The organism is Pseudomonas sp. NFR09 (assembly GCF_900111535.1).
GTDB lineage: Bacteria > Pseudomonadota > Gammaproteobacteria > Pseudomonadales > Pseudomonadaceae > Aquipseudomonas > Aquipseudomonas extremorientalis.
This window is the reverse complement of record NZ_FOIH01000012.1, coordinates 144,230-164,035: the sequence shown is the minus strand read 5'-3', so window position 1 is coordinate 164,035 and position 19,806 is coordinate 144,230. Positions and strand designations below refer to the sequence as shown.

At 62.7% G+C, this 19,806-nt stretch carries 16 protein-coding genes; 4 read left to right on the top strand and 12 right to left on the bottom strand.

Features of this window, described 5'->3' with window-relative positions; translation table 11 throughout:
* Positions 1-6: 6 nt before the first annotated feature.
* The 5 genes from BMX59_RS24750 to BMX59_RS24730 form a co-directional block, all read right to left on the bottom strand.
* A complete protein-coding gene (locus BMX59_RS24750) occupies positions 7-768 on the bottom strand; it encodes an energy transducer TonB (protein WP_093126846.1) in 762 nt (253 codons plus the stop codon).
* Positions 765-1,211, bottom strand: a complete 447-nt coding sequence (tolR, locus tag BMX59_RS24745; protein ID WP_071490102.1) for a protein TolR — start codon at positions 1,209-1,211, stop codon at positions 765-767. The genes BMX59_RS24750 and tolR overlap by 4 nt, the downstream gene beginning before the upstream one ends.
* A gap of 14 nt (positions 1,212-1,225) precedes the next feature.
* Positions 1,226-1,918, bottom strand: coding sequence for a protein TolQ (gene tolQ / locus BMX59_RS24740; protein ID WP_093126842.1), 693 nt, complete (start codon positions 1,916-1,918; stop codon positions 1,226-1,228).
* Positions 1,919-1,965: 47 nt separating this feature from the next.
* On the bottom strand, positions 1,966-3,828 hold the full coding sequence (locus BMX59_RS24735; protein WP_093126839.1) for a phytase: 1,863 nt from the start codon (positions 3,826-3,828) through the stop codon (positions 1,966-1,968).
* Positions 3,829-3,972: 144 nt separating this feature from the next.
* Positions 3,973-6,486, bottom strand: coding sequence for a TonB-dependent receptor (locus BMX59_RS24730; protein WP_093126836.1), 2,514 nt, complete (start codon positions 6,484-6,486; stop codon positions 3,973-3,975).
* 380 nt (positions 6,487-6,866) lie between these two features.
* Here BMX59_RS24730 and BMX59_RS24725 point away from each other — a divergent pair, with 380 nt between their 5' ends.
* Together BMX59_RS24725 and BMX59_RS24720 are read left to right on the top strand one after the other, a co-directional pair.
* Positions 6,867-7,781 carry a GGDEF domain-containing protein gene (locus BMX59_RS24725; protein ID WP_093126833.1) on the top strand — a complete coding sequence of 305 codons (915 nt, stop codon included), beginning with the start codon at positions 6,867-6,869 and terminating at the stop codon, positions 7,779-7,781.
* A 1-nt stretch (position 7,782) separates the two neighbouring features.
* On the top strand, positions 7,783-8,820 hold the full coding sequence (locus BMX59_RS24720) for an AraC family transcriptional regulator (protein WP_093126829.1): 1,038 nt from the start codon (positions 7,783-7,785) through the stop codon (positions 8,818-8,820).
* Here the strand turns inward: BMX59_RS24720 and BMX59_RS24715 are convergent.
* The 5 genes from BMX59_RS24715 to BMX59_RS24695 form a co-directional block, all read right to left on the bottom strand.
* Positions 8,807-9,688 (bottom strand): LysR family transcriptional regulator, encoded by an 882-nt coding sequence (locus BMX59_RS24715; protein WP_093126825.1) that lies wholly within the window; start codon positions 9,686-9,688, stop codon positions 8,807-8,809. The two genes, BMX59_RS24720 and BMX59_RS24715, sit on opposite strands and share 14 nt — an antisense overlap.
* A gap of 192 nt (positions 9,689-9,880) precedes the next feature.
* Positions 9,881-10,495, bottom strand: coding sequence for an isochorismate family cysteine hydrolase YcaC (gene ycaC / locus BMX59_RS24710; RefSeq protein ID WP_071490108.1), 615 nt, complete (start codon positions 10,493-10,495; stop codon positions 9,881-9,883).
* Positions 10,496-10,524: 29 nt separating this feature from the next.
* Positions 10,525-12,363 (bottom strand): amidohydrolase, encoded by a 1,839-nt coding sequence (locus BMX59_RS24705; protein ID WP_092245694.1) that lies wholly within the window; start codon positions 12,361-12,363, stop codon positions 10,525-10,527.
* Complete coding sequence (locus BMX59_RS24700) at positions 12,360-12,950, bottom strand: antibiotic biosynthesis monooxygenase (protein ID WP_093126819.1); 591 nt, start codon at positions 12,948-12,950, stop codon at positions 12,360-12,362. The genes BMX59_RS24705 and BMX59_RS24700 overlap by 4 nt, the downstream gene beginning before the upstream one ends.
* 752 nt (positions 12,951-13,702) lie before the next feature.
* Complete coding sequence (locus tag BMX59_RS24695; RefSeq protein WP_092245699.1) at positions 13,703-14,173, bottom strand: Lrp/AsnC family transcriptional regulator; 471 nt, start codon at positions 14,171-14,173, stop codon at positions 13,703-13,705.
* Positions 14,174-14,296: 123 nt separating this feature from the next.
* Here BMX59_RS24695 and BMX59_RS24690 point away from each other — a divergent pair, with 123 nt between their 5' ends.
* Together BMX59_RS24690 and BMX59_RS24685 are read left to right on the top strand one after the other, a co-directional pair.
* Positions 14,297-15,532, top strand: a complete 1,236-nt coding sequence (locus BMX59_RS24690) for a methionine gamma-lyase (RefSeq protein ID WP_093126813.1) — start codon at positions 14,297-14,299, stop codon at positions 15,530-15,532.
* A 156-nt stretch (positions 15,533-15,688) separates the two neighbouring features.
* Positions 15,689-16,360, top strand: coding sequence for a helix-turn-helix transcriptional regulator (locus BMX59_RS24685; protein ID WP_170856082.1), 672 nt, complete (start codon positions 15,689-15,691; stop codon positions 16,358-16,360).
* A 131-nt stretch (positions 16,361-16,491) separates the two neighbouring features.
* On the opposite strand, the gene BMX59_RS24680 is transcribed toward BMX59_RS24685, so the two are convergent.
* A complete protein-coding gene (locus tag BMX59_RS24680) occupies positions 16,492-18,450 on the bottom strand; it encodes a MacB family efflux pump subunit (RefSeq protein ID WP_093126808.1) in 1,959 nt (652 codons plus the stop codon).
* Positions 18,451-18,453: 3 nt separating this feature from the next.
* Positions 18,454-19,605: a macrolide transporter subunit MacA gene (macA, locus tag BMX59_RS24675; RefSeq protein ID WP_093126801.1), complete on the bottom strand. Its 1,152-nt coding sequence runs from the start codon at positions 19,603-19,605 to the stop codon at positions 18,454-18,456.
* Positions 19,606-19,806: the final 201 nt, after the last annotated feature.

Sequence of the window (19,806 nt, the reverse complement as noted above, 5' to 3'; positions counted from 1 at the left end):
CGCCGCTTACTTGATGCGGTAATGAAAGGTATTGCGCACCGCCGGCACCGCAACAGCCTTGCCATCGACGATCCTCGGCTGGTAACGGAAGGTATTCGCCGCCGCCAGTGATGGCCGCATGAACAGCGGATGGCAGCCGTCCAGCACCCTGGGGTTTTCCACGCGGCCCTGGGTGTTGACGGTGTACTCCACCGAACAATCGCCTTCGATGTTTTTGTCCAGGGCACGCTCGGGGTAGTCCGGCGCTTCCTTGCTCAAGGGCTGGTACTGGCGACTGTCGAACGCCGGTGCCGCAACCGGTGTCGCGGCCCGCGCTGTTTCAGCGGCCAGGCGCTGCTGGTCAGCACGCTGTTGTGCCTGCTCACGATTGTGCTGTTCAGTGGCCAGCCGTTGCTGCTCCTGCTGTTTTTCATCGACGCGTTTGCGCGCCAGGGCGGCCTTTTCGAGTTTGCGCGCCTGGATCTGCGGATCGAGCGTGGGCTTTACCGGTACGGGAACCGCGACGGGCTCCGGGGGTGTGACGGCCACCGGTTCAGGCGCTGGAGCTGGAGCTGGAGCTGTCGCCGCCGGCAGCATCACCAGTTGGGTATGCATCACCCTGGGGGCCTCCACTGGCGGTACTTCCGTGGACCAGCCAAGCATCAATGCGGCCAACACCCCCACATGCAGCGCCACCGCCAGGCTGGCCGCCAAACTGTTTCGCCAGAATCCGGAAGGCCTCCGGGAAGGCATCGTCAGCGTCGGACTGTGCATGATCATCGCCGTCATTGCGGGGCCTCGGTCACCAGCCCCAGGTTGCTCACCCCACCCTTCTGCAACACCGCCATGGCCGCGACCACACGGCCGTAACCGGCGTTATCGTCGGCGCGGATGTACACCTGGGTGTCGCTGCGCGCCGCCACCACCTGCATGACCTTGGCGCCCATTTCGTCGAGGGTCACGGCGCTGTCGGTCTGGTGCCGGGTGTCGAGTTCACCGCCGAGGTTCCAGTAGTAGCCGCCATCGGCCTTCACCGACAGCGTGAGGATCTGCTGGCGGGTGTCGGTGGCCAGTGCCTCGGCGGCGACCTTGGGCAGCTCGATCTTCACGCCCTGGGTGAGCATCGGTGCGGTGACCATGAAGATCACCAGCAGCACCAGCATCACGTCGATATAGGGCACCACGTTCATCTCGGCCTTGGGCCCGTGCTTGCGTTGCGGCCTTGCTAACATGAAATCGCTCCTGTTCAGGCGGCCACGGCCAGGTGGCTCGACGTGCCGCGCAGCGTGCGGTGCAGGCGTACTTGCAGTTCGTTGCCGAAGGCGTAGTAACGGGTGAGCAAGGTCTGGCCGCGTGCCGCAAAGCGGTTGTAGGCGATCACCGCCGGGATGGCCGCGAACAGGCCGATAGCCGTGGCGATCAGCGCTTCGGCGATGCCCGGCGCGACCGTCGACAGCGTGGCCTGCTGCACCTGGGACAGGCCGATGAACGAATTCATGATGCCCCATACGGTGCCGAACAGGCCGATGTAGGGGCTGACCGAACCCACTGTCGCGAGAAATTGCAGACCTTTTTCCAACTCGATTTCCTGCTCGGTGATCGCCACCTGCAAGGCGCGCTCGACACCGTCCAGCACCGCCGGGTCATGGCTGTGCAGGTGCTGGTATTCCTGAACGCCGGCGATAAAGATCGGCGCAATACCGCCCTCGCCCGCCTGCACGGTGTCGCGGTACAGCGGTTGCAAGTCCGGCGCAGCACGAAAGCGCTGCACAAAGCCATTCAACTGGCGCTCCAGGCGCCGCAGCACACTGCCGCGCTGGATGATCAGGTACCAACTGAGCAAGGAGGCCAGCAGCAAGGTGATCATCACCGCCTTGACCAACAGGCTGGCGTCGCTGATCAAGCCCCAGATCGTCATATGTTCCATCGTCGCGTGCATGGTGAAGCTCCTATTCGATAAAAAAGTGATGACCAGGTGATGACGGCTCAGGGCAACTTCAGCGCGCGAGTCACCTCGACCCAGGGCACCAACTTGAAGTTCTGGGCCTGCTCGGGCATGCGCTTGCGCCCGTCCTGCACCACCAGCATGCCTTGGCTCCACGGCCCGCCGAGGTTGAGGGCGGTGACTTCCAGGCCATCGGTTTCCGAGGCTCCATCGATCCCGGCCGGCGCATTCAGGCCGACGCGGAAGGCACCGTGGGTCGCGAACGGCGGCTCGGCATCCAGCACCAGGTAGCTGTCATTGCCCTGGCTGGAGATCACCAGGTAGTCGCGCTTGTCGCTCTGGTACAACGCCAGGCCCTCGACATCGGCGTGCAGCTGCGGGCCAACCTTGATCACGCTGGTGAGGGTGGCCGGCTGGTCGGCACGCGCATCCACCGCCCAGACACCGACGTCTTCTTCCCCGATAAACAGACGCTGGCGCTGGTCATCGGCCACGCAACCCTCGGGCTGGCTGTCGACCTTGAACTGGCGCACCAACTCGCCCTGCACACGACCATCCGGTGCGCTGAGGCGGTATTGCAGGAAGGTGCCGTCCTTGCCGTTGGCGATCGCGTAGATCTCGCCACTGGCGGGCTGGTACAGGCAGATACCGTAGATCTCCTTGAGCGGTGTCGGCACTTCACCGGCTTCGCGCAGTTCGCCGCTCTGGCGGTCAATGCTGAACAGGCTCAGGCTGTTGTGATCGCGATTGCTCGCCACGGCCAGGTCGACAGTCTGCGCGCCGAGCTTGAAGTCGGGGCGTACGTCGACATTGTTGAGACGGCCCACCGCCAGCTCCTGCAACAGCTTGCCGTCAAGGTCGTAGGCCAGCAGGCCCTGCTTCTTGTTGGTGCCGAGTACGCGGCTTTTTTCCGGTTGCGCGGGGTGAACCCAGATCGCCGGGTCATCCGCCGCGTCGCCCTGGCGACCGACCGGGTCGGTCTGGCGTACAGCGGCGACTTCCGGCAGTACCGGTCCAGCCGTCACGGGTTTGGCTTTCCAGTCGAGCCTGCCCTGGTAAAGCTTGCCATTGTCGTCATCGCGCACCAGCAGTTGCTGACCGTTGACGCTGAGTTGTTCCGGCTCCTTGAGGCCTGGCAGCGTCAGGCTCAATTGTTCGACCCAGCGCTTGCCGGTGTGCTGGAACAGGTGCAACTGGGCCGTCTTCGGATCGAGGGCGACCATCCCGCCCGGCACCAGCGCCATGGCGCCCGCTTCACGCCTGGGGTTGTCGAACAGCGCTACCGGCGTGCGCTTGACCTCGGCTTCCGGGTGGGCCGGGTAGGCCCACCAGCCGACGTTTTGTTCATTCACCACCAACTGATGGGTTGTGTCATCCACCTGGCAGAACTGCGCCGACGGCGGCAACGGCAGACCGCGTACACGCTGGGGTTCGCTGAGCAGTGTGGCGCCATTGCCCACCAGCCACTGCTCGCCCTTGCCCTCTTCACCCACCAGGAACACAAACAGGTGGGAGGCGCCGTCACGATAAAGGCACAGGCCGTTCACCGGGTAGTCGCGAGCGGGCAGGTACAGCGGTGTGCCAAAGGTTTTGGCGGACGTTTCAAGGTAGATCAGCACGGCTTGCTGGCGGTCGTTGTCGAGGCTGGCGACCAGTACCTGAGTACCGGCAGCGCGGGTGTCGAGGCTGCTGAAGTTGCCGTTGAAACGGGCGAGTTCGGTGCCTTTGGCGTCGAGCAGTTGCAGGCCGTTGCGGGTGCTGGCGGTGAGGCGCTCGGTGCTGCTCAGCACGGCCATGGCCTCGGCATTGAGGCTGGGTGCCCAAGGGGTCAGGGCCAGGTCCGTGGCCATTGCCGGCGCACAGAGGGTCAATGCCATTAGCAGGTACAGCCTGGAAATCTTCATGTACGGGTCAATCCGTCAAAAACAATGGAGACCCAATGTGGGAGGGGGCTTGCCCCCGATAGCAGTGTGTCAGTCAACACAGATGCCAGCTGGGCCACAGCCATCGGGGGCTTGCCCCCTCCCACATTGGAATGGAGGTGTGGGTTAGAAGTGGGTGAAGGTCAGGCCCAGCTTGTAGGTCGTGCCGTACTCTTCGTATTGGCCGTTGTAGCTGCGGTGGCCGGTGTAGACGAAGTACGACTCATCGGTGAGGTTCTGCGCTTCGAAGCTGACCTGCAGGTTCTTGGTCAGCGAGTAGCGCGCGCTGAAGTCGACAAAGGTCTGCGCGTCCACATGCAGGTCGTGGGCCTTGTCGTTGATCGACGCCAGCTCAAAGAGGTAGGCCGATTTGTAGTTGGCCGACAGGCGCAGGCTGAGCGTGTCGTCTTCCCAACCGAGCATCAGGTTGCCGACGGTGTCGGACTGGTTGGGCAGGCTGATGTGGCGCTTGCGGTTCGTGCCGCTGGCACCGTCGAAACCTTCGATGTCGGCGCTGGAGCGGCTGAACGTAGTGTTGGCGCCGATCAGCAGGCCGTTCCACGGCGCGGGCAGCCAGTCGAATTTCTGTGAGTAGGCCAACTCCAGGCCGTAGAGCCTGGCGCTGTCGCCGTTGGCGTAGGTGTGGGCCTCGGCGAAGTTGGTCCAGGCGCCGGTGCCGGCCAGGTCGGTGTTGTAGACGAAGTTCTTGATGTCCTTGTAGAACACGAACGCCGAGACGGTGCCGGCGCGGCCCATGAAGTGCTCGATGCCCAGGTCCAGGTTGCTCGATTCCAGGGGCTTGAGGTCCGGGTTGCCGAAGGTGGCTTCGTCATCATCGATCACAAACCCCGGCGCCAACTGGCCAAAGGTCGGGCGGACCACGGATTTGGTCCAGGCCGCGCGCACCTGGGTGTTCTTGTCGATCTGGTAGCGCGCATGCAGGCCCGGCAGCCAATGGTGATAGCGACGCTGGGTGTCGGTCGGGGTGAACACGCCATCGGTGGCGCCGGTGCCCTTGGCTTCGAACTCGGTGCCTTCGTAGCGCAGGCCAGCGATGAAGCGCCAGTCGTCGATGTCGACGGTGTTCATCAGGTAGCCGGCGTTGATGTCTTCGCGAATGGTGAAGTCGTTGACCCGGGATTCGGTCTCGTCGTAGAAGTCCGCCGGGTTGAGGCCGCCTATCAGCTGCTTGATCGCGCTGGGGCTGATGCCGGGGCCGTAGCTGCCCAGGCGGTAGTCGACAGTGCCCTTCTGGAACTGGCTGAGATTGAGCTGGTCGGCAGTGAAGCCGAGGGTGTCGAAGTCTTTGTAGACCCAGGCCTCCAGGTCGTTGTCCTTGTTACGGCGGCTGACCTTGCCGCCAAATTTGACCTGGGACGCATAGCCGTTCAGGTCGTAGTCGCGGGCCAGGTCCAGGCGCAGGTTTTTCTCGGTGTCCTGGGTGTTCTGTTTTTCCCAGTCGACTTTGTCGAGGCTGAAGTTGCGCGCGTCGTAGAAGGCGCTGCCGATGATCGGGCGTGGCTTGTCCTTGTCATGGAAACCACTGTTGGCAAAGTCGCCGCCGTCAAAGGTGGCACCGGCGATGTGCGCCGGGCTGTCTTCGCTGGATTGGCTGAAGCCGGCCTGGCCGCTCAGGGTCCACAGGCCGAGCATGCGTTCGCCGCCGAATACGTAGGACTGGATTTCCTGGGTCTCTTCGCGGTTCTTCAGCTTGCGCTTGCCCTCGGCATCGCCCAGTTGGCCGGGGGCCTGCGGGTCGGCGAATTCGAGGCTGGTGGAGTTGCGGGTTTCGGTGTCTTTGTAGCGGCTGTAGAGAGTGCGCAGGTAGTAGCTGCTGAAGTCGTCGGGCTTGTAATCGAAGTTCAGGCCGCCACCGGCCCGTTCGCGGCTGATGTCGTAGTCACGCTGTTCGAACTCGTTGAGCCGGGCGCCGTCGGTGAAGTCCCAGGCGCCGCCGGTCTCGACGTTGTCCGAGCCGAAGTCGCGCTTCTGCCAGCTCAGCGCGGCGGCGACGCCGAAGTTGTCGATGCCGTCGCCGAGGCTGAAACGGTTGCTGGCCGCGCCGGAGAATTTGGGGCTGGTCTGGCTCGTGTTCTTGTCGTAGCTGGCCTCGGTGCTGCCGGTGTAGAACAGGCCCTTGTGGTCGAAGGCCGACAGGCTTTGCACATCGACGGTGCCGCCAAGGGAGTTGGCGTCCATGTCCGGGGTGAGGGTCTTGATCACCGACAGCGACTGCACCAATTCCGCGGGCAGCACGTCGAGGGCCACGGCGCGGCGGGCGCTCTCCGGGGCAGGCACCAGGGTGCCGTTGATGGTCACGCTGTTGAGGTCCGGGCCCAGGCCACGCACGCTGACGAAGCGCCCTTCGCCCTGGTCGCGCTCCACGCTGATACCCGGCAAGCGCTGCGCCGCTTCGGCGACGTTTTCATCCGGTAGCTGGGCCACGCCGTCGGCATGCACCACGCTCTTGATGCTGTCGGAATTGCGTTGCTCCTTGAGCGCCTGGTCGATGGCCGCTGCCTGGCCGACCACTTCGACGTGCTCAGTGTTGGCCGCCTCGGCCGCGTTGAGCCGCTCACTGGCAATCGCCAGGGCCAAGGCAGTTAGCGTAAAGCTGACGAGCCCGGTGCGCTTGTACATGCAATCCTCCCCAAGAGTCCGTTGGCGCCAGGCAAGAGGCCCGGCAACTGGGAGGGCACGCTAGGGGTGTGGGATGACGGTTCTGTGACAGGGTGTGGTGGGAAGGCCCGTAAACCGTGGGTTTGAGCAGGATCCTGAGTTGGAATGAGCTGAAATGACCTGTGAAGATCAACTGTGGCAGGAGGCTTGCCCCCAATAGCGGTGGGTCAGCCCCTGGTTTCTCACTGACGCACCGCTATCGGGGGCAAGCCCCCTCCCACATTTTCTGCTTTTCATTGTCGGCGGGATGAGCTGATTCGACCCTCCCCTACCGTCATGCAACCGTCACATCCATCTGCTGTGCTGGCGCCCACGACTGAACCTTGCAAGGACTCGCGGCCATGTTTTCCGTGCTCAAACCCCACCGCTGGAAACTCTCCCTGCTGCTGATCGCGGCCAACCTGGGGCTGATCCTGCACCTGGCCTGCGGCGAGTTGAAAAGCGTCAGCGAGTGGGCATGGCTGGATATCTTCGGCGAAGGCGGTTCCGCCCTGCTCGCCCTGGTCTGGCTGGGGCTGGTGCTGAAAAGCCGACCGGCCGGGCGCGTGACCAATTACCTGGCGCTGGGCCTGTCATGCATCTTCTTCTCCTGGTGGATCGACAGCCTCGACGAATTCATCCGCCTGCCCGACAGCATCACCTGGGACCACTGGCTGGAGTCCGGGCCGATGCCGGTGGGCATGATCCTGCTGACCATCGGCATCTACCACTGGCACCGCGAACAACTGGCGATCAGCGCACAGATGGAGAAACGCGAACGGTTGTTCCGCGAGCATCGGCTGTTCGACAAACTCACGCCTCTGGCCGGCGCCGACTACCTCAAGCGCCAGTTGGCCGACAGCCTGCAAGACAGCCAGACCCAGCAGCAACCGCTGTCCCTGCTGGCCCTGGACCTGGATCACTTCGCCGCCATCAACCAGGCCTACGGGCATGCCGAAGGCGATGCGGTGTTGCAGGCCCTCAGCCATTTGCTGTTGCTCAACCTGCGTCGCCAGGACCTGCTGTGCCGCCTGGCCGGCGACCGTTTTGTGGTGCTGCTGCCCAACACCGGTGAGCGCCAGGCCAAGGAGCTGGCGCTGGAGTTGCAGCAGGCGGTGCGCGGCCTCGCACACAAGACCCGGCTGCACGGGGAACGCCTGCAACTGGTAGCGACCACCGCCGTGGTCATGGCCCTGGACGAGCCGCCCCAGGACTTGCTCAAACGCCTCAACTTGGCGCTGGCCAGGGCCAAGCAACCCCTGGCGAAAAGTGCCTGAGATGGCCGTGAAAACCAGTTGGTATGAAGCCGACAGCCGCTTCATACCAGGGCACTACCAACCCGCCACGCTGATCGACCTGGCCTTGTCCCGGGACATCGACAGCCATCGCCTGCTGCGCGGCACGGGACTGTTTCACGAGGACATCCTGGCCGGCACGGCGCGGTTGAGCCCGCAGCAGTTTTTCGGGTTGATCGGCAACAGTCGCAAATTGCTCGACGCCGACGACAGCAGCTTTCTGTTAGGCCAGCGACTCCTGCCCGGTTATTACGGCGCGGCCAGCCATGCCCTGGGCCATGCGCAGAACCTGCACCAGGCCCTGGAGATCCTGATCCAGCAACAGGTGCTGCTCAGCCCGCTGGTCACCTTGCACCTGGAACTGGATGCGCACCATGCCTACCTGTACTGGCGGGACAGTTGCGGCGCCGGCGAGCATTGGCGGTTTTTACTGGAAGCCAGCATGACCTCGCTGGTTGCCATGAGCCAGTGGCTCAGTGGCGAGCGCTTGCCGTGGGTGTGCTGTTTCAGTCATGCCGAACCGCGCTACATTGAGCAGTATTGGGTGCACCTGGGCGAAGAGACGCGCTTCGAACGGCCGCTGGATATGCTGAGCATCCCCCGTGAGTACCTCACCCGCGCGTGGCCGGGCGCCTCGGCCACCGCCGGCCAGGTCGCACGCCAGCAGGCCCGCGAACAGATCGAACAGCTGGGCTTTGCCAGCAGCTTTCTCGACTGCCTCTACGACTACCTGCGCGAACAGGTGCGGCAACCGCCCAGCCTGGAACAGGCCGCGCAGGCCTTCGCCATGAGCCCGGCGACCCTCAAGCGCAAGTTGCACAAGCATGACACCGGGTTTCAGCAACAGGTGGACCGCGTGCGCAAGCAGGTGGCGCTGCACCTGTATCAGGTCAAGGGCTATAGCAATGATGAAGTGGCGGCGTACCTGAACTTCAACGATGCGGCGAACTTCCGTCGTTCGTTCAAACGCTGGACCGGCAGTACGCCCAACCTGATCCGTCAGCTGTTCAACAGCCGCTAGCCAGGCGTTCGCGCAGGAACTCCACCAGCGCCTGCACCGGCCGCGAGCTTTGCCGGTGCTGGGGGTACACCGCCGACAGTGTCAGGTCTTCGGGGGCGAACTCATCCAGCACCGTGACCAGGCGGCCATCCTTCAACGCCTCGCCGACGATAAAGGTCGGCAGGTAGGTCACGCCCAGGCCGGCGATGGCGGTATCGCGCAGCAGGTCGCCATTGTTCACGCGCATGCGCCCACTCACGCTCAGCGCCTGCAACTTGCCCTTGAAGCGCCACTGCACCTGGCGGCCATGGCCGTAGGGCAGGCAATCGTGGTCGGCGAGGTCGTCGGGTTTCTGCGGCGTGCCGCGCACGGCCAGGTAGCCGGGGCTGGCGCAATACACCCGGGGGATGCTGGCGATACGCCGAGCGATCAGGGTGGAATCTTCCAGGGTGCCGATGCGCAAGACCAGGTCGTAGCCTTCGCCGATCAGGTCCACGGGGCGGTCGCTCAAGTCGACCTCCACCGCCACCTGGGGATGGCGCTGCAGGAACAACGGCAACAGACAACCCAGATGGGCCATGGCAAACGACAACGGCGCGCTGAGGCGAATGGTGCCGCGCGGTTCGCTGTTCTGGCCGGCAATGCCCTGCTCCACTTGCTCGACTTCACTGAGCAGGCGCAAGGCGGATTCGTAGTAACTCTGGCCGAGTGGCGTGACATCCAGGCGGCGGGTGGAGCGATTGAGCAGGCGTACGCCAAGGCGATCTTCCAGCTGGATCAGGCGGCGGCTGACGAATTGCTTGGACAGGCCCAACTGTTCGGCGGCGGCGGTGAAGCTGCCGGATTCCATGACTTGGCAGAACAGGCGCATGTCTTCGAAGGGGTTCATTGTCGCTTCTCGGTGGACATTTGGTGTTTTTTATAACGGGTATGTCGCCACACCACAAATCAAATGTGGGAGGGGCGGTGCGACGATTCGACTTGCCCCCGATGGCAGTGTGACTGACACACCGCTATCGGGGGCAAGTCGAATCGTCGCACCGCCCCTCCCACAGGGATCACCTACAGACTTGAGAGCCAGTTACTTGGTAAACGCCGAGTAGCTGTTCATCAGGTTGCGGTAGTTGGGGATGCGTGGCGACAGCAGGTTGGCCAGGCCTTCCATGTCGTTGCGCCAGTCGCGCTGCAGTTCGCAAGCCACGGCAAACCAGTTCACCAGTTGCGCACCAGCGGCAGTCATGCGCGCCCAGGCGGCTTGTTGTACGGTTTCGTTGAAGGTGCCCGACGCGTCAGTGACCACGAACACCTCAAAGCCTTCCTCCAGGGCGCACAAGGTCGGGAACGCGACGCACACGTCCGTCACCACACCGGCAATGATGATCTGCTTGCGGCCGGTGGCCTTGACGGCCTTCACGAAGTCTTCGTTGTCCCAGGCATTGATCTGGCCAGGGCGGGCGATGTACGGCGCGTCCGGGAAGAGTGCCTTGAGTTCGGGCACCAGTGGACCGTTGGGACCGCTTTCGAAGCTGGTGGTGAGGATGGTCGGCAGGTTGAAGAACTTCGCCACATCGGCCAAGGCCAGGACGTTGTTCTTGAATTCGTTGGGGGAGAAATCCTGCACCAGGGAAATCAGGCCAGTCTGGTGGTCGACCAACAGTACAACGGCGTCATCTTTGTTCAAACGAGGGCTAGCCATGGTTCAACTCCTTACGGGGGGATGGGTAATCAAAACGCAAAACACGAGCAGCCGAACGCACCCCAGAAACCCTGGAAGTCGCTGACCGGCACGCTGGAATGGCGGGCTTTTTCGTGGCTGTGGGCATGCACGCCGCACGGGCCGCTGCACTGGTGCACCTGCGCCTGCAACGGCGAGCCTGGACGCCAGTGCCCTGGCACCTTGACCACCGGCGACCAATCCGGCAGTACCGGCACGCGCGGGGGTGCGAAGTCTTCGAAGTCACCGGCACCGTAGACCACCTTGCCGCCGACCACGGTCAGGACCGACTCGATCCACTTGATGGCTTCCTCATCGACACTGAAGAAGTCCGCCGACAGCGCCGCCACGTCCGCCAACTGCCCGACCTTGATCTGGCCCTTCTTGCCCTGCTCGGACGAGAACCAGGCGCTGCCGTGGGTGAACAGTTCCAGCGCGGTCAGGCGCGGCAGGCCTTCGGCATGCAGTTCCAGGCCACCGACGGTGCGGCCGCTGACCATCCAGTACAGCGAGGTCCACGGGTTGTAGCTCGATACCCGCGTCGCATCGGTGCCCGCGCCCACCGGCACGCCTTCGGCCAGCATGCGCTTGATCGGTGGCGTGGCTTCGGCGGCCTTGGCGCCGTAGCGCTCGACAAAATATTCGCCCTGGAACGCCATGCGGTCCTGGATCGCAATACCGCCACCCAGGGCACGTACACGCTCGATATTTCTCGGGGTAATGGTTTCGGCGTGGTCAAAAAACCACGGCAGGCCATTGAACGGAATGTCGCGGTTGACCTTCTCGAACACGTCGAGCATGCGCGAGATGGACTCGTCATAGGTGGCGTGCAAACGGAACGGCCAGCGCTGTTCAACCAGGTGGCGCACCACCGGCTCCAGTTCCTGCTCCATGGTCAGCGGCAGGTCGGGACGCGGTTCCAGGAAATCTTCGAAGTCGGCGGCCGAGAACACCAGCATTTCGCCAGCGCCGTTGTGGCGCAGGTAGTCGTCGCCCTGGTGCAGGGTGACGCTGCCGGTCCAGTTCTTGAAGTCGCTGAGTTCTTCCTTGGGCTTCTGGGTGAACAGGTTGTAGGCGATACGCACCGTCAACTGTTGGTCCTTGGCCAGTTGCTCGATCACTGCGTAGTCATCGGGGTAGTTCTGGAAGCCGCCGCCGGCGTCGATGGCACTGGTGAGGCCCAGGCGATTGAGTTCACGCATGAACTGGCGGGTGGAGTTGACCTGGTATTCCAACGGCAGTTTCGGGCCCTTGGCCAGGGTCGAGTACAGAATCATCGCGTTCGGCCGCGCCACCAGCATGCCGGTGGGGTTGCCGTTGCTGTCACGCACGATCTCGCCACCCGGCGGGTTCGGCGTGTCCTTGGTATAGCCGGCCACACGCAGCGCTGCGCGGTTGAGCAAGGCGCGGTCGTACAGGTGCAGCACGAACACCGGCGTATCGGGCGCGGCCTGGTTCAACTCTTCCAGGGTCGGCATGCGTTTTTCGGCGAACTGGAATTCGTTCCAGCCCCCCACCACGCGCACCCATTGCGGGGTCGGCGTGCGGTCGGCCTGGTCCTTGAGCATGCGCAGGGCATCGGCCAGGGACGGCACGCCTTCCCAGCGCAGCTCGAGGTTGTAGTTCAAGCCGCCACGGATCAGGTGCAGGTGCGAGTCATTGAGGCCGGGGATGACGGTGCGGCCCTTGAGGTCGATGACCTGGGTACCACTGCCGCGCAGGGCCATGGCTTCACCGTCGGTGCCCACGGCGACAAACCGCCCCTCACGGATGGCGACGGCCGTGGCGCGCGGGTTTTCACGGTCCACGGTGTGGAACTGGCCATTGAACAGAATCAGGTCGGCGTTCATAGGGTTTCCTTTACAGAGGCTTCGAGCCAGGGAGCGAACAGGCGGGTGGCCGCCGGCATCAGCAGGTAGGCCACCAGCACGACGATGGTCACGGTTACCAGAAACGTGGCGACCACGTAGTTGGAGAGAAACGGGTGCAGGCGCAGCACCGGGGCCCATACGATCGGCACCAGCAGGGTCAGCGGCAGGATCACGCACAGGGTGACCACCGCCTGCTTCCAGCGCGGCGGCTTGGCGGCGTTTGGGGTTTCGGGGTTGAACCAGAATTCGTTGACCCCATTGATTTCGGTGTTGTCACCGTCGGCGAGCATGGGCGCGGCTTCGGCGATCAGGGTTTTGCGCTCGGGGGAGTCGAGCCAGGTTTGCAGGTCATCGGTGGAACGGTAGCGCAACACACAGGTGAACAGCGCCAGGTTGCCCTGTTTGCCGCGTACCACGTCGACACCGAGGTGGCCGGCACGGGCGCCGGCGATACGCACGATGCGGCGCAGCCAGGCTTCGTAGTCAGCCTCCAGGCCGGGTTTGATGAGGTGCTTGACCACCAGGGTGACGACTTCGTCGGGGCCTGGTTTTGTGGTTGGGTCCATGGGGTATCCCTCTGCCGTGAAGATTCAGCGATGAGGGAGTTTGAGGGGGGATGGGGTGGGGAAAATTGGATGTACGTGCTGTTTGGGGGGGGTTGTGCTGAGTACATATCCGTTATTTGGGTGATGGCGGATATTGGTTCCGCCCTTACGGCGGGTCACTTTTGAAAAGAGCCCAAAAGTAACCAAAAGGCTCTTGCCCCAACACTCGGCACCTCGCCTAGGCTCGGTGTGCCCGTAATCCGACAGGGATTCCGGCCAGCGTGTTTGATGGGGCGCCTAACATCAAAATCAAAAGCAGATCAAAAGCCAGAGCCAGAGCCAGAGCCAGAGCCAGAGCCAGAGCCAGAGCCAGAGCCAGAGCAAACCACCCTTCAACTGATACATGAAGATCAACCTGTGGGAGGGGGCTTGCCCCCGATGGCGGTGTGTCAGCCAACTCATCAGTGACTGACCCACTGCCATCGGGGGCAAGCCCCCTCCCACACTTTGACCGAGTACCGGCCATACAATCCGGTCGGCTCTAAGGTCGCCGCGCTCTTGCTTTTGATCTTGGGCGCCCCGTCAAACACGCTGGCCGGAGTGAGGGCATGCCGAGCCTAAGCGAGGCACCGAGTGTTGGGGCGAAGGCCTTTTGCTTACTTTTGGCTGGGCCGGCTTCCGGCCTTTCCAAAAGTGAGCCGCTGTAAGAGCGGAACCATAGGTGGCCGTTACCGAAGCAACGGATATGTACACAACACGACACCACCCCGCCATCACCCCGGCACCGGAATCACCCGCAACCCCCTCACCGACTTATAGGAAAAACTTGAATAAATCTCCTTGACGCAAGGCAACGTCTGCAACACCTCCCGCGCAAACTCCCCAAACGACTCCAGATCCCTCGCCACCACTTCCAACAAAAAATCATACCGCCCCGACACGTTATGGCACGCCACGATCTCGGGAATCGCCAACAACCGCTGCTCGAATGCCCGGGCAATTTCCTGGGTATGACTCTCCATCATGATGCTGACAAACGCCGTCACCCCATACCCCAGCGCCTTGGGCGAGAGAATCGCCTGGTACCCGCTGATCACCCCGCTCTCCTCCAGGTTGCGCACCCGGCGCCAACAGGGCGAGGTCGTCAGGGAGACGCGGTCGGCCAATTCAGCCACCGTGAGGCGGGCATTGCCTTGCAGCGCGTTTAAAAGCGCTTTATCGGTGCGATCCAGACGGATGGGCATAACGTGCCTCTATTCGTTATTTTTATGAGGTTTTTATCCCGGGACGCGGGAATTACCGGCAAATATTGCAAAGTTCATCTCTGGTTATGAGCATAGCATTGTAGGAAATAAGGAGTGTCCGACATGAACAATAAACACAATGCATTCGGCTTTTCCACCCGCGCCATCCACCACGGCTACGACCCCAAGGACCACCACGGCGCGCTCGTCCCGCCGATTTATCTGTCGGCCACCTTTGCCTTCCCCACCGCCGAATACGGCGCCGCCTGTTTTGCCGGCGAAGCCAGCGGCCACTTCTATACGCGCATTTCCAACCCGACCCTGGCGCTGCTGGAGTCACGCATGGCGACCCTGGAAAACGGCGAGGCGGCGGTGGCCTTCAGTTCCGGGATGGGGGCGATTGCCGCGACGTTCTGGACCCTGCTACGCCCCGGCGACGAGGTGATCGTCAGCCAGACGCTGTACGGTTGTACCTTCGCCCTGCTGCACCACGGCATCGGCGAGTTCGGCATCAAGGTGCGGCATGTCGACCTCACGGACCTGGCGGCCCTGCAAGCCGCGCTCAGCCCCGCAACGCGCATGATCTACTGCGAAACCCCGGCCAACCCCAACCTGCGACTGGTAGATATCGCCGCCGTCGCCACCCTCGCCCACCACCAGCCCAATGTCACCGTGGTGGTCGACAACACCTACTGCACGCCCTACCTGCAACGCCCCCTGGAACTGGGCGCCGATGTGGTGGTGCATTCGGCCACCAAATACCTCAGCGGCCACGGCGATATCACCGCGGGCATTGCCGTGAGCAGCCAGGCGCTGGCCCAGCGTATTCGCCTGCAAGGCCTCAAGGACCTGACCGGCGCCGTCATGTCGCCCCAGGATGCCTCGCTGTTGATGCGCGGCCTCAAGACTCTGGCCCTGCGCATGGACCGCCACTGCAGCAACGCCCAGGCCGTGGCCGAAGCCTTGCAGGCGCACCCGGCCGTGGAGCGCGTGACTTACCCGGGCCTGCGTTCTTTCCCTCAATACGAACTGGCGACACGCCAGATGAAAATGCCCGGTGGCATGATCGCCTTCGAACTCAAGGGCGGGATCGAAACCGGCCGGCGCTTCATGAATGCACTCAAGCTGTTTACCCGCGCGGTCAGCCTGGGCGACGCCGAATCACTGGCCCAGCACCCGGCGAGCATGACCCACTCCACCTACACCCCGGAAGAGCGGGCCGCACACGGCATCAGCGAGGGGTTGGTGCGCTTGTCGGTGGGGCTTGAAGACATCGCCGACCTGCTGGCGGATGTACAGCAGGCACTGGCCAAATGCACGCGCACGCTGCAACGTCCTTCCAGGCTCGTGAGTCTTTAAATCCGATTTTTTAAGATTGGATCCCCTTCCCGCCGCCAGGCTGTACTAGCATAGGTTCCGGCGGGAAGGACTATCACGGTAGGTTATTCGCATTGGCTTGCATCTTAATCCCCGCTGCTATAAGGCCGAATACCTGCACGCCTCATGGATGAATTGATGAACTCACAGTTGTTTCCGCATATTGGCAAGGTCATCGCCAGCACCGGCAGCCGCCATTTTCCGCGCATGCTGCATGACCTGATCCTCACCCAACTGGCCGTGGACGCCACCCATATCACGCAACTGCAGGTGAGTGCCGAAGGGCAGGTCCGGCGCAAGATCAGCCCGGTCTACACCGACTCGGTAGAAGCCTTGGGCGAAGAGCAACCTGCCGCACAATTGCACCTCACCCGCCGCCGCGACGACGTGCGCTATGTGTTGTCGGTGTATCGCTCACACCAGTCCGAAAATTTCTCGCCGCAGGAGCGCAGCATGCTGCAGGACTTCTCCACCCTGCTGCTGCCCATGGTCGAAAAACACATCGCCGCGATCCAGCCTTGCCGCCAGGACAGCGAGCCGGTGACCGCGGAAAACCAGGGCCTCGAAACCCTGCGCCGGCGCATCGAGGAACGCCTGGTGCAATCGGGGCTGACCCTCTCCAACCGTGAACTCGAAGTGTGCGTCGGCCTGCTGGCCGGGCGCACGGCGCCGGAGCTGGCGGAGCAATTGGCATTGAAGGTCAACACCATCGAGAGTTACCTCAAACGTGCGGCGATCAAGCTGGGGATCAGCGGGCGGCATTCGTTGTTGCGGTGGATGTATGCCACCGAGGAAAGTACGGGGCTTTAAGCTCACACCGATCAAAATGTGGGAGGGGGCTTGCCCCCGATGGCGGTGGGTCAGCAACCGAAATTGTGGCTGATACACAGCAATCGGGGGCAAGCCCCCTCCCACATTGGGTTCTCATTGACAAGCAGGACTCAATCCCTTGCCAAGGCCTCGATCGGATCGAGCCGCGCCGCATTCCGCGCCGGCACAAAGCCAAACACGATGCCGATCAATGTCGAACAGGCAAACGCGGTCAGAATCGAGCCCAGGGAAAACACCATCTCCCATTCCTTCACGAACACTGAAAACAAAAAGCCCAGGGCATAGGACAGCGAGATTCCGATCAGCCCACCGATCAAACACACCATCACCGCCTCCACCAGGAACTGCTGGCGAATGTCCGATTGCCGGGCGCCTACCGCCATGCGAATACCGATCTCGCGGGTACGCTCGGTCACCGACACCAGCATGATGTTCATCACCCCGATACCGCCCACCAGCAGCGAAATCACCGCGATCAACGACAGCAACAGCGCCAGGGAGCGACTGGTTTTCTGCACCGTCTGCATGATGCTGTCGAGGTTGTTGGTGAAGAAATCCTTGGTGCCGTGACGTTGCAGCATCAGCTTGTTGACGTTGTCTTCCACCACCTTGCTTGGCTGACCGTCCTTGATGCGCACGGTGATACTGTCCAGATGGCGCTGCCCCAACAGGCGCCCCGCCGCCGTTTCATAGGGCACCCACACATTCAATGCCTTGCTGGCGGCGAACATGTTTTTATTGTCGGCCGTCACGCCGATCACCGTGCACGGCAGGTTACCCACCAGGATCACTTGGCCCAGCGGGTCGACGTTCGGCCCGAACAGGCGATGGCGGGTGTTGTGGTCGATCACCACCACTTGGGCCTGGCGCCGTGCGTCGCTTTCGCTGAAGGCGATGCCGGCTTCAAGCTTCAGGCCCTTGACCTTGAAATAGCGGTCACTCACACCGTTGACCTGCGCATCCAGGTCGATATTGCCAAAGCGCAGCAACAGGTTGCGGCCCACCACCGGCGTGGCGCTGTCGACGTAATACAGCTGGTTCAACGCGTCGACATCCGAGGGCATCAACGTCTCGATGGCCGAGGCGCGGCTGTCACCGAAACTGGTGCCGGAAAAGATATCGATGGTGTTGCTGCCGATCGCCTGGATGTCCTTGAGAACATAACGCTTGGCACCTTCGCCGATGGCCGAGATCGACACCACCGAGGTAATACCGATGACGATACCGAGCATGGTCAGCAAGGTGCGCATGCGATGGGACACCAGCGCGACCCAGGCCATGTTGAACGCTTCCTTGAACAACCCCAGGCTCGCCACCAGACGCCTGGCGCCATTGCGCCTGGGTTCGATGGGCGTTTCGCCGGGCAGCGCCAGGCCGACACTGTCGTTGGCCTTGTCGCTGACAATCTCGCCATCGCACACCTCGACGATGCGCTGGGCGTTCGCCGCGACCTTGGGGTCGTGCGTCACGATAATCACCGTGTGCCCGGCGGCGTGCAGCTCAGCGAGGATACGCATGACCTCCTTGCCGCTGTGGGTGTCGAGGGCGCCGGTGGGTTCGTCGGCCAGGATCACTTCACCGCCGTTCATCAACGCACGGGCAATACTCACCCGCTGCTGCTGCCCGCCCGACAGCTGGCTGGGACGATGGGTGGTGTGGCTGGCCAAGCCCAGGCGGGCCAGCAACTCCCGCGCACGGCTATGGCGCGCGGTCTCCGGCGTACCGGCATAGATCGCCGGCATCTCCACGTTGTGCAACGCGCTCAAGTGCGCCAGCAAGTGGTAGCGCTGGAAGATAAAACCGAAGTAGTCACGGCGCAGTTCGGCCAATTGCTCGTCGCCCAATGAGCGGGTTTCGATGCCATTGATCTTGTAGCTGCCGGCCGTGGCGTAATCCAGGCCGCCGAGGATGTTCATCAGGGTGGACTTACCCGAGCCCGAGGCGCCGATGATCGCGACCATTTCCCCGGCGTGAATCGTCAGGTCGATGCCCTTGAGCGCAATGAACTCACGCTCGCCGGCCATGAAGCTGCGGGTGATGCCCTTGAGTTCCAACAGTGGCTGGGTCATCCGTCAGTTCCCCGCCACAGCCGGCGTGGCTTCGCCGATCACCACTTTGTCACCTTCGGCCAGGCCTTCGAGGATCTGCACCTTGACGTTGTTGTTGATCCCGGTCTTCACATCCCGTGACACAGCCTTGCCCTTGGCATCCAGCACCCGCAGCGGGTAGCTGCCATCGTTGTTGCGCGCACCGAGCGCCGCCACCGGCACCATCAACGCGGCCTGGGCGGTGTCGAGCACGATACGCACCTGGGCGGTCATGGCGATACGCAGGCGGTGATCGGGGTTGGGCACGTCGAACAGCGCGTTATAGAACACCGCGGTGTTCTGCTTTGGCGTACCGGCGGTCTGGGTTTCCAGGAAATTCTGCGGCGCCGGCTCGGTGCCGCGCAGCTTGGCGTAGTAGCGCTTGTCGGCCTCGCCGAGGATGGTGAAGTACACCTGCTGGCCGGGGCTGATGTGGATCACATCCGCCTCGGAGACCTGGGCCTTGACAGTCATGGTGTCCAGGTCCGCCAATTTGAGCAGTACCGGCGCCAGTTGGCTGGCGATCACGGTCTGGCCTTCCTGGGTGACAATGCCCACCACATCGCCGTCGATGGGCGCGACGATGCGGGTGTAGGCCAGGTTGACCTTGGCGGTGTCGATCTGGATGTGCGCGCTTTTGATCTGCGCATCCAGGGACAGCAGGTTGGCCTGTTGCACCTGGAAGTTGGACTCGGCGTCTTCGAAGTCCTGACGGGATACCGACTCGTCGATCTGCAGGCCTTTATAGCGCTCGTACACGGACTTGGCCTGCTTGAGCTGGGCCGCCGTGGCGCGGCGTTGGGCCTGAAGGTTTTCTTCGTCGACCTGGGCCTTGCGCAGGGTGTTTTGCAGGACCAGTGGGTCGATTTCGGCGAGCCATTGACCCTTTTTCACTTTGTCGCCGACCTTTACTTTCAGGGACTTCAATTGGCCGGAGACTTGGGCGCCCACGTCGACCTGTTTGATGCCTTCGAGCAAGCCGGTGGCCAGCACGGCGTTTTCGATGTCACCGCGTTGAGCGGTGGCTGTGAGGTATTGGGGGGCGTCGGCGGGGGCCTGGACCGTGTAGATGATCAGGCCGATGGCGACTGTGATTACTGTGAGCATTCCTAGTTTGCGTAACTTTGACTTTTCCATGGGTGGCCTTTGATCGAGTACATATCCGTTATTTAGGTAACGGCCGCTTAGGGTTCCGCCCTTACGGCGGCTCACTTTTGAAAAGCGCAAAAGTAAGCAAAACGCTCTTGCCCCAACACTCGGGCTCGGTGTGCCCGAACGAAGATCAGCGTGGTTTTACGGGGCGTCTGGGATCAAACGCCAGATCACCAGCAGATCAAA

Coding starts and splice junctions, on each gene's coding strand:
- BMX59_RS24750 (WP_093126846.1), bottom strand. CDS start 768: ATGACGGCGATGATCATGCACAGTCCGACGCTGACGATGCCTTCCCGG.
- tolR (WP_071490102.1), bottom strand. CDS start 1,211: ATGTTAGCAAGGCCGCAACGCAAGCACGGGCCCAAGGCCGAGATGAAC.
- tolQ (WP_093126842.1), bottom strand. CDS start 1,918: ATGCACGCGACGATGGAACATATGACGATCTGGGGCTTGATCAGCGAC.
- BMX59_RS24735 (WP_093126839.1), bottom strand. CDS start 3,828: ATGAAGATTTCCAGGCTGTACCTGCTAATGGCATTGACCCTCTGTGCG.
- BMX59_RS24730 (WP_093126836.1), bottom strand. CDS start 6,486: ATGTACAAGCGCACCGGGCTCGTCAGCTTTACGCTAACTGCCTTGGCC.
- BMX59_RS24725 (WP_093126833.1), top strand. CDS start 6,867: ATGTTTTCCGTGCTCAAACCCCACCGCTGGAAACTCTCCCTGCTGCTG.
- BMX59_RS24720 (WP_093126829.1), top strand. CDS start 7,783: ATGGCCGTGAAAACCAGTTGGTATGAAGCCGACAGCCGCTTCATACCA.
- BMX59_RS24715 (WP_093126825.1), bottom strand. CDS start 9,688: ATGAACCCCTTCGAAGACATGCGCCTGTTCTGCCAAGTCATGGAATCC.
- ycaC (WP_071490108.1), bottom strand. CDS start 10,495: ATGGCTAGCCCTCGTTTGAACAAAGATGACGCCGTTGTACTGTTGGTC.
- BMX59_RS24705 (WP_092245694.1), bottom strand. CDS start 12,363: ATGAACGCCGACCTGATTCTGTTCAATGGCCAGTTCCACACCGTGGAC.
- BMX59_RS24700 (WP_093126819.1), bottom strand. CDS start 12,950: ATGGACCCAACCACAAAACCAGGCCCCGACGAAGTCGTCACCCTGGTG.
- BMX59_RS24695 (WP_092245699.1), bottom strand. CDS start 14,173: ATGCCCATCCGTCTGGATCGCACCGATAAAGCGCTTTTAAACGCGCTG.
- BMX59_RS24690 (WP_093126813.1), top strand. CDS start 14,297: ATGAACAATAAACACAATGCATTCGGCTTTTCCACCCGCGCCATCCAC.
- BMX59_RS24685 (WP_170856082.1), top strand. CDS start 15,689: ATGAACTCACAGTTGTTTCCGCATATTGGCAAGGTCATCGCCAGCACC.
- BMX59_RS24680 (WP_093126808.1), bottom strand. CDS start 18,450: ATGACCCAGCCACTGTTGGAACTCAAGGGCATCACCCGCAGCTTCATG.
- macA (WP_093126801.1), bottom strand. CDS start 19,605: ATGGAAAAGTCAAAGTTACGCAAACTAGGAATGCTCACAGTAATCACA.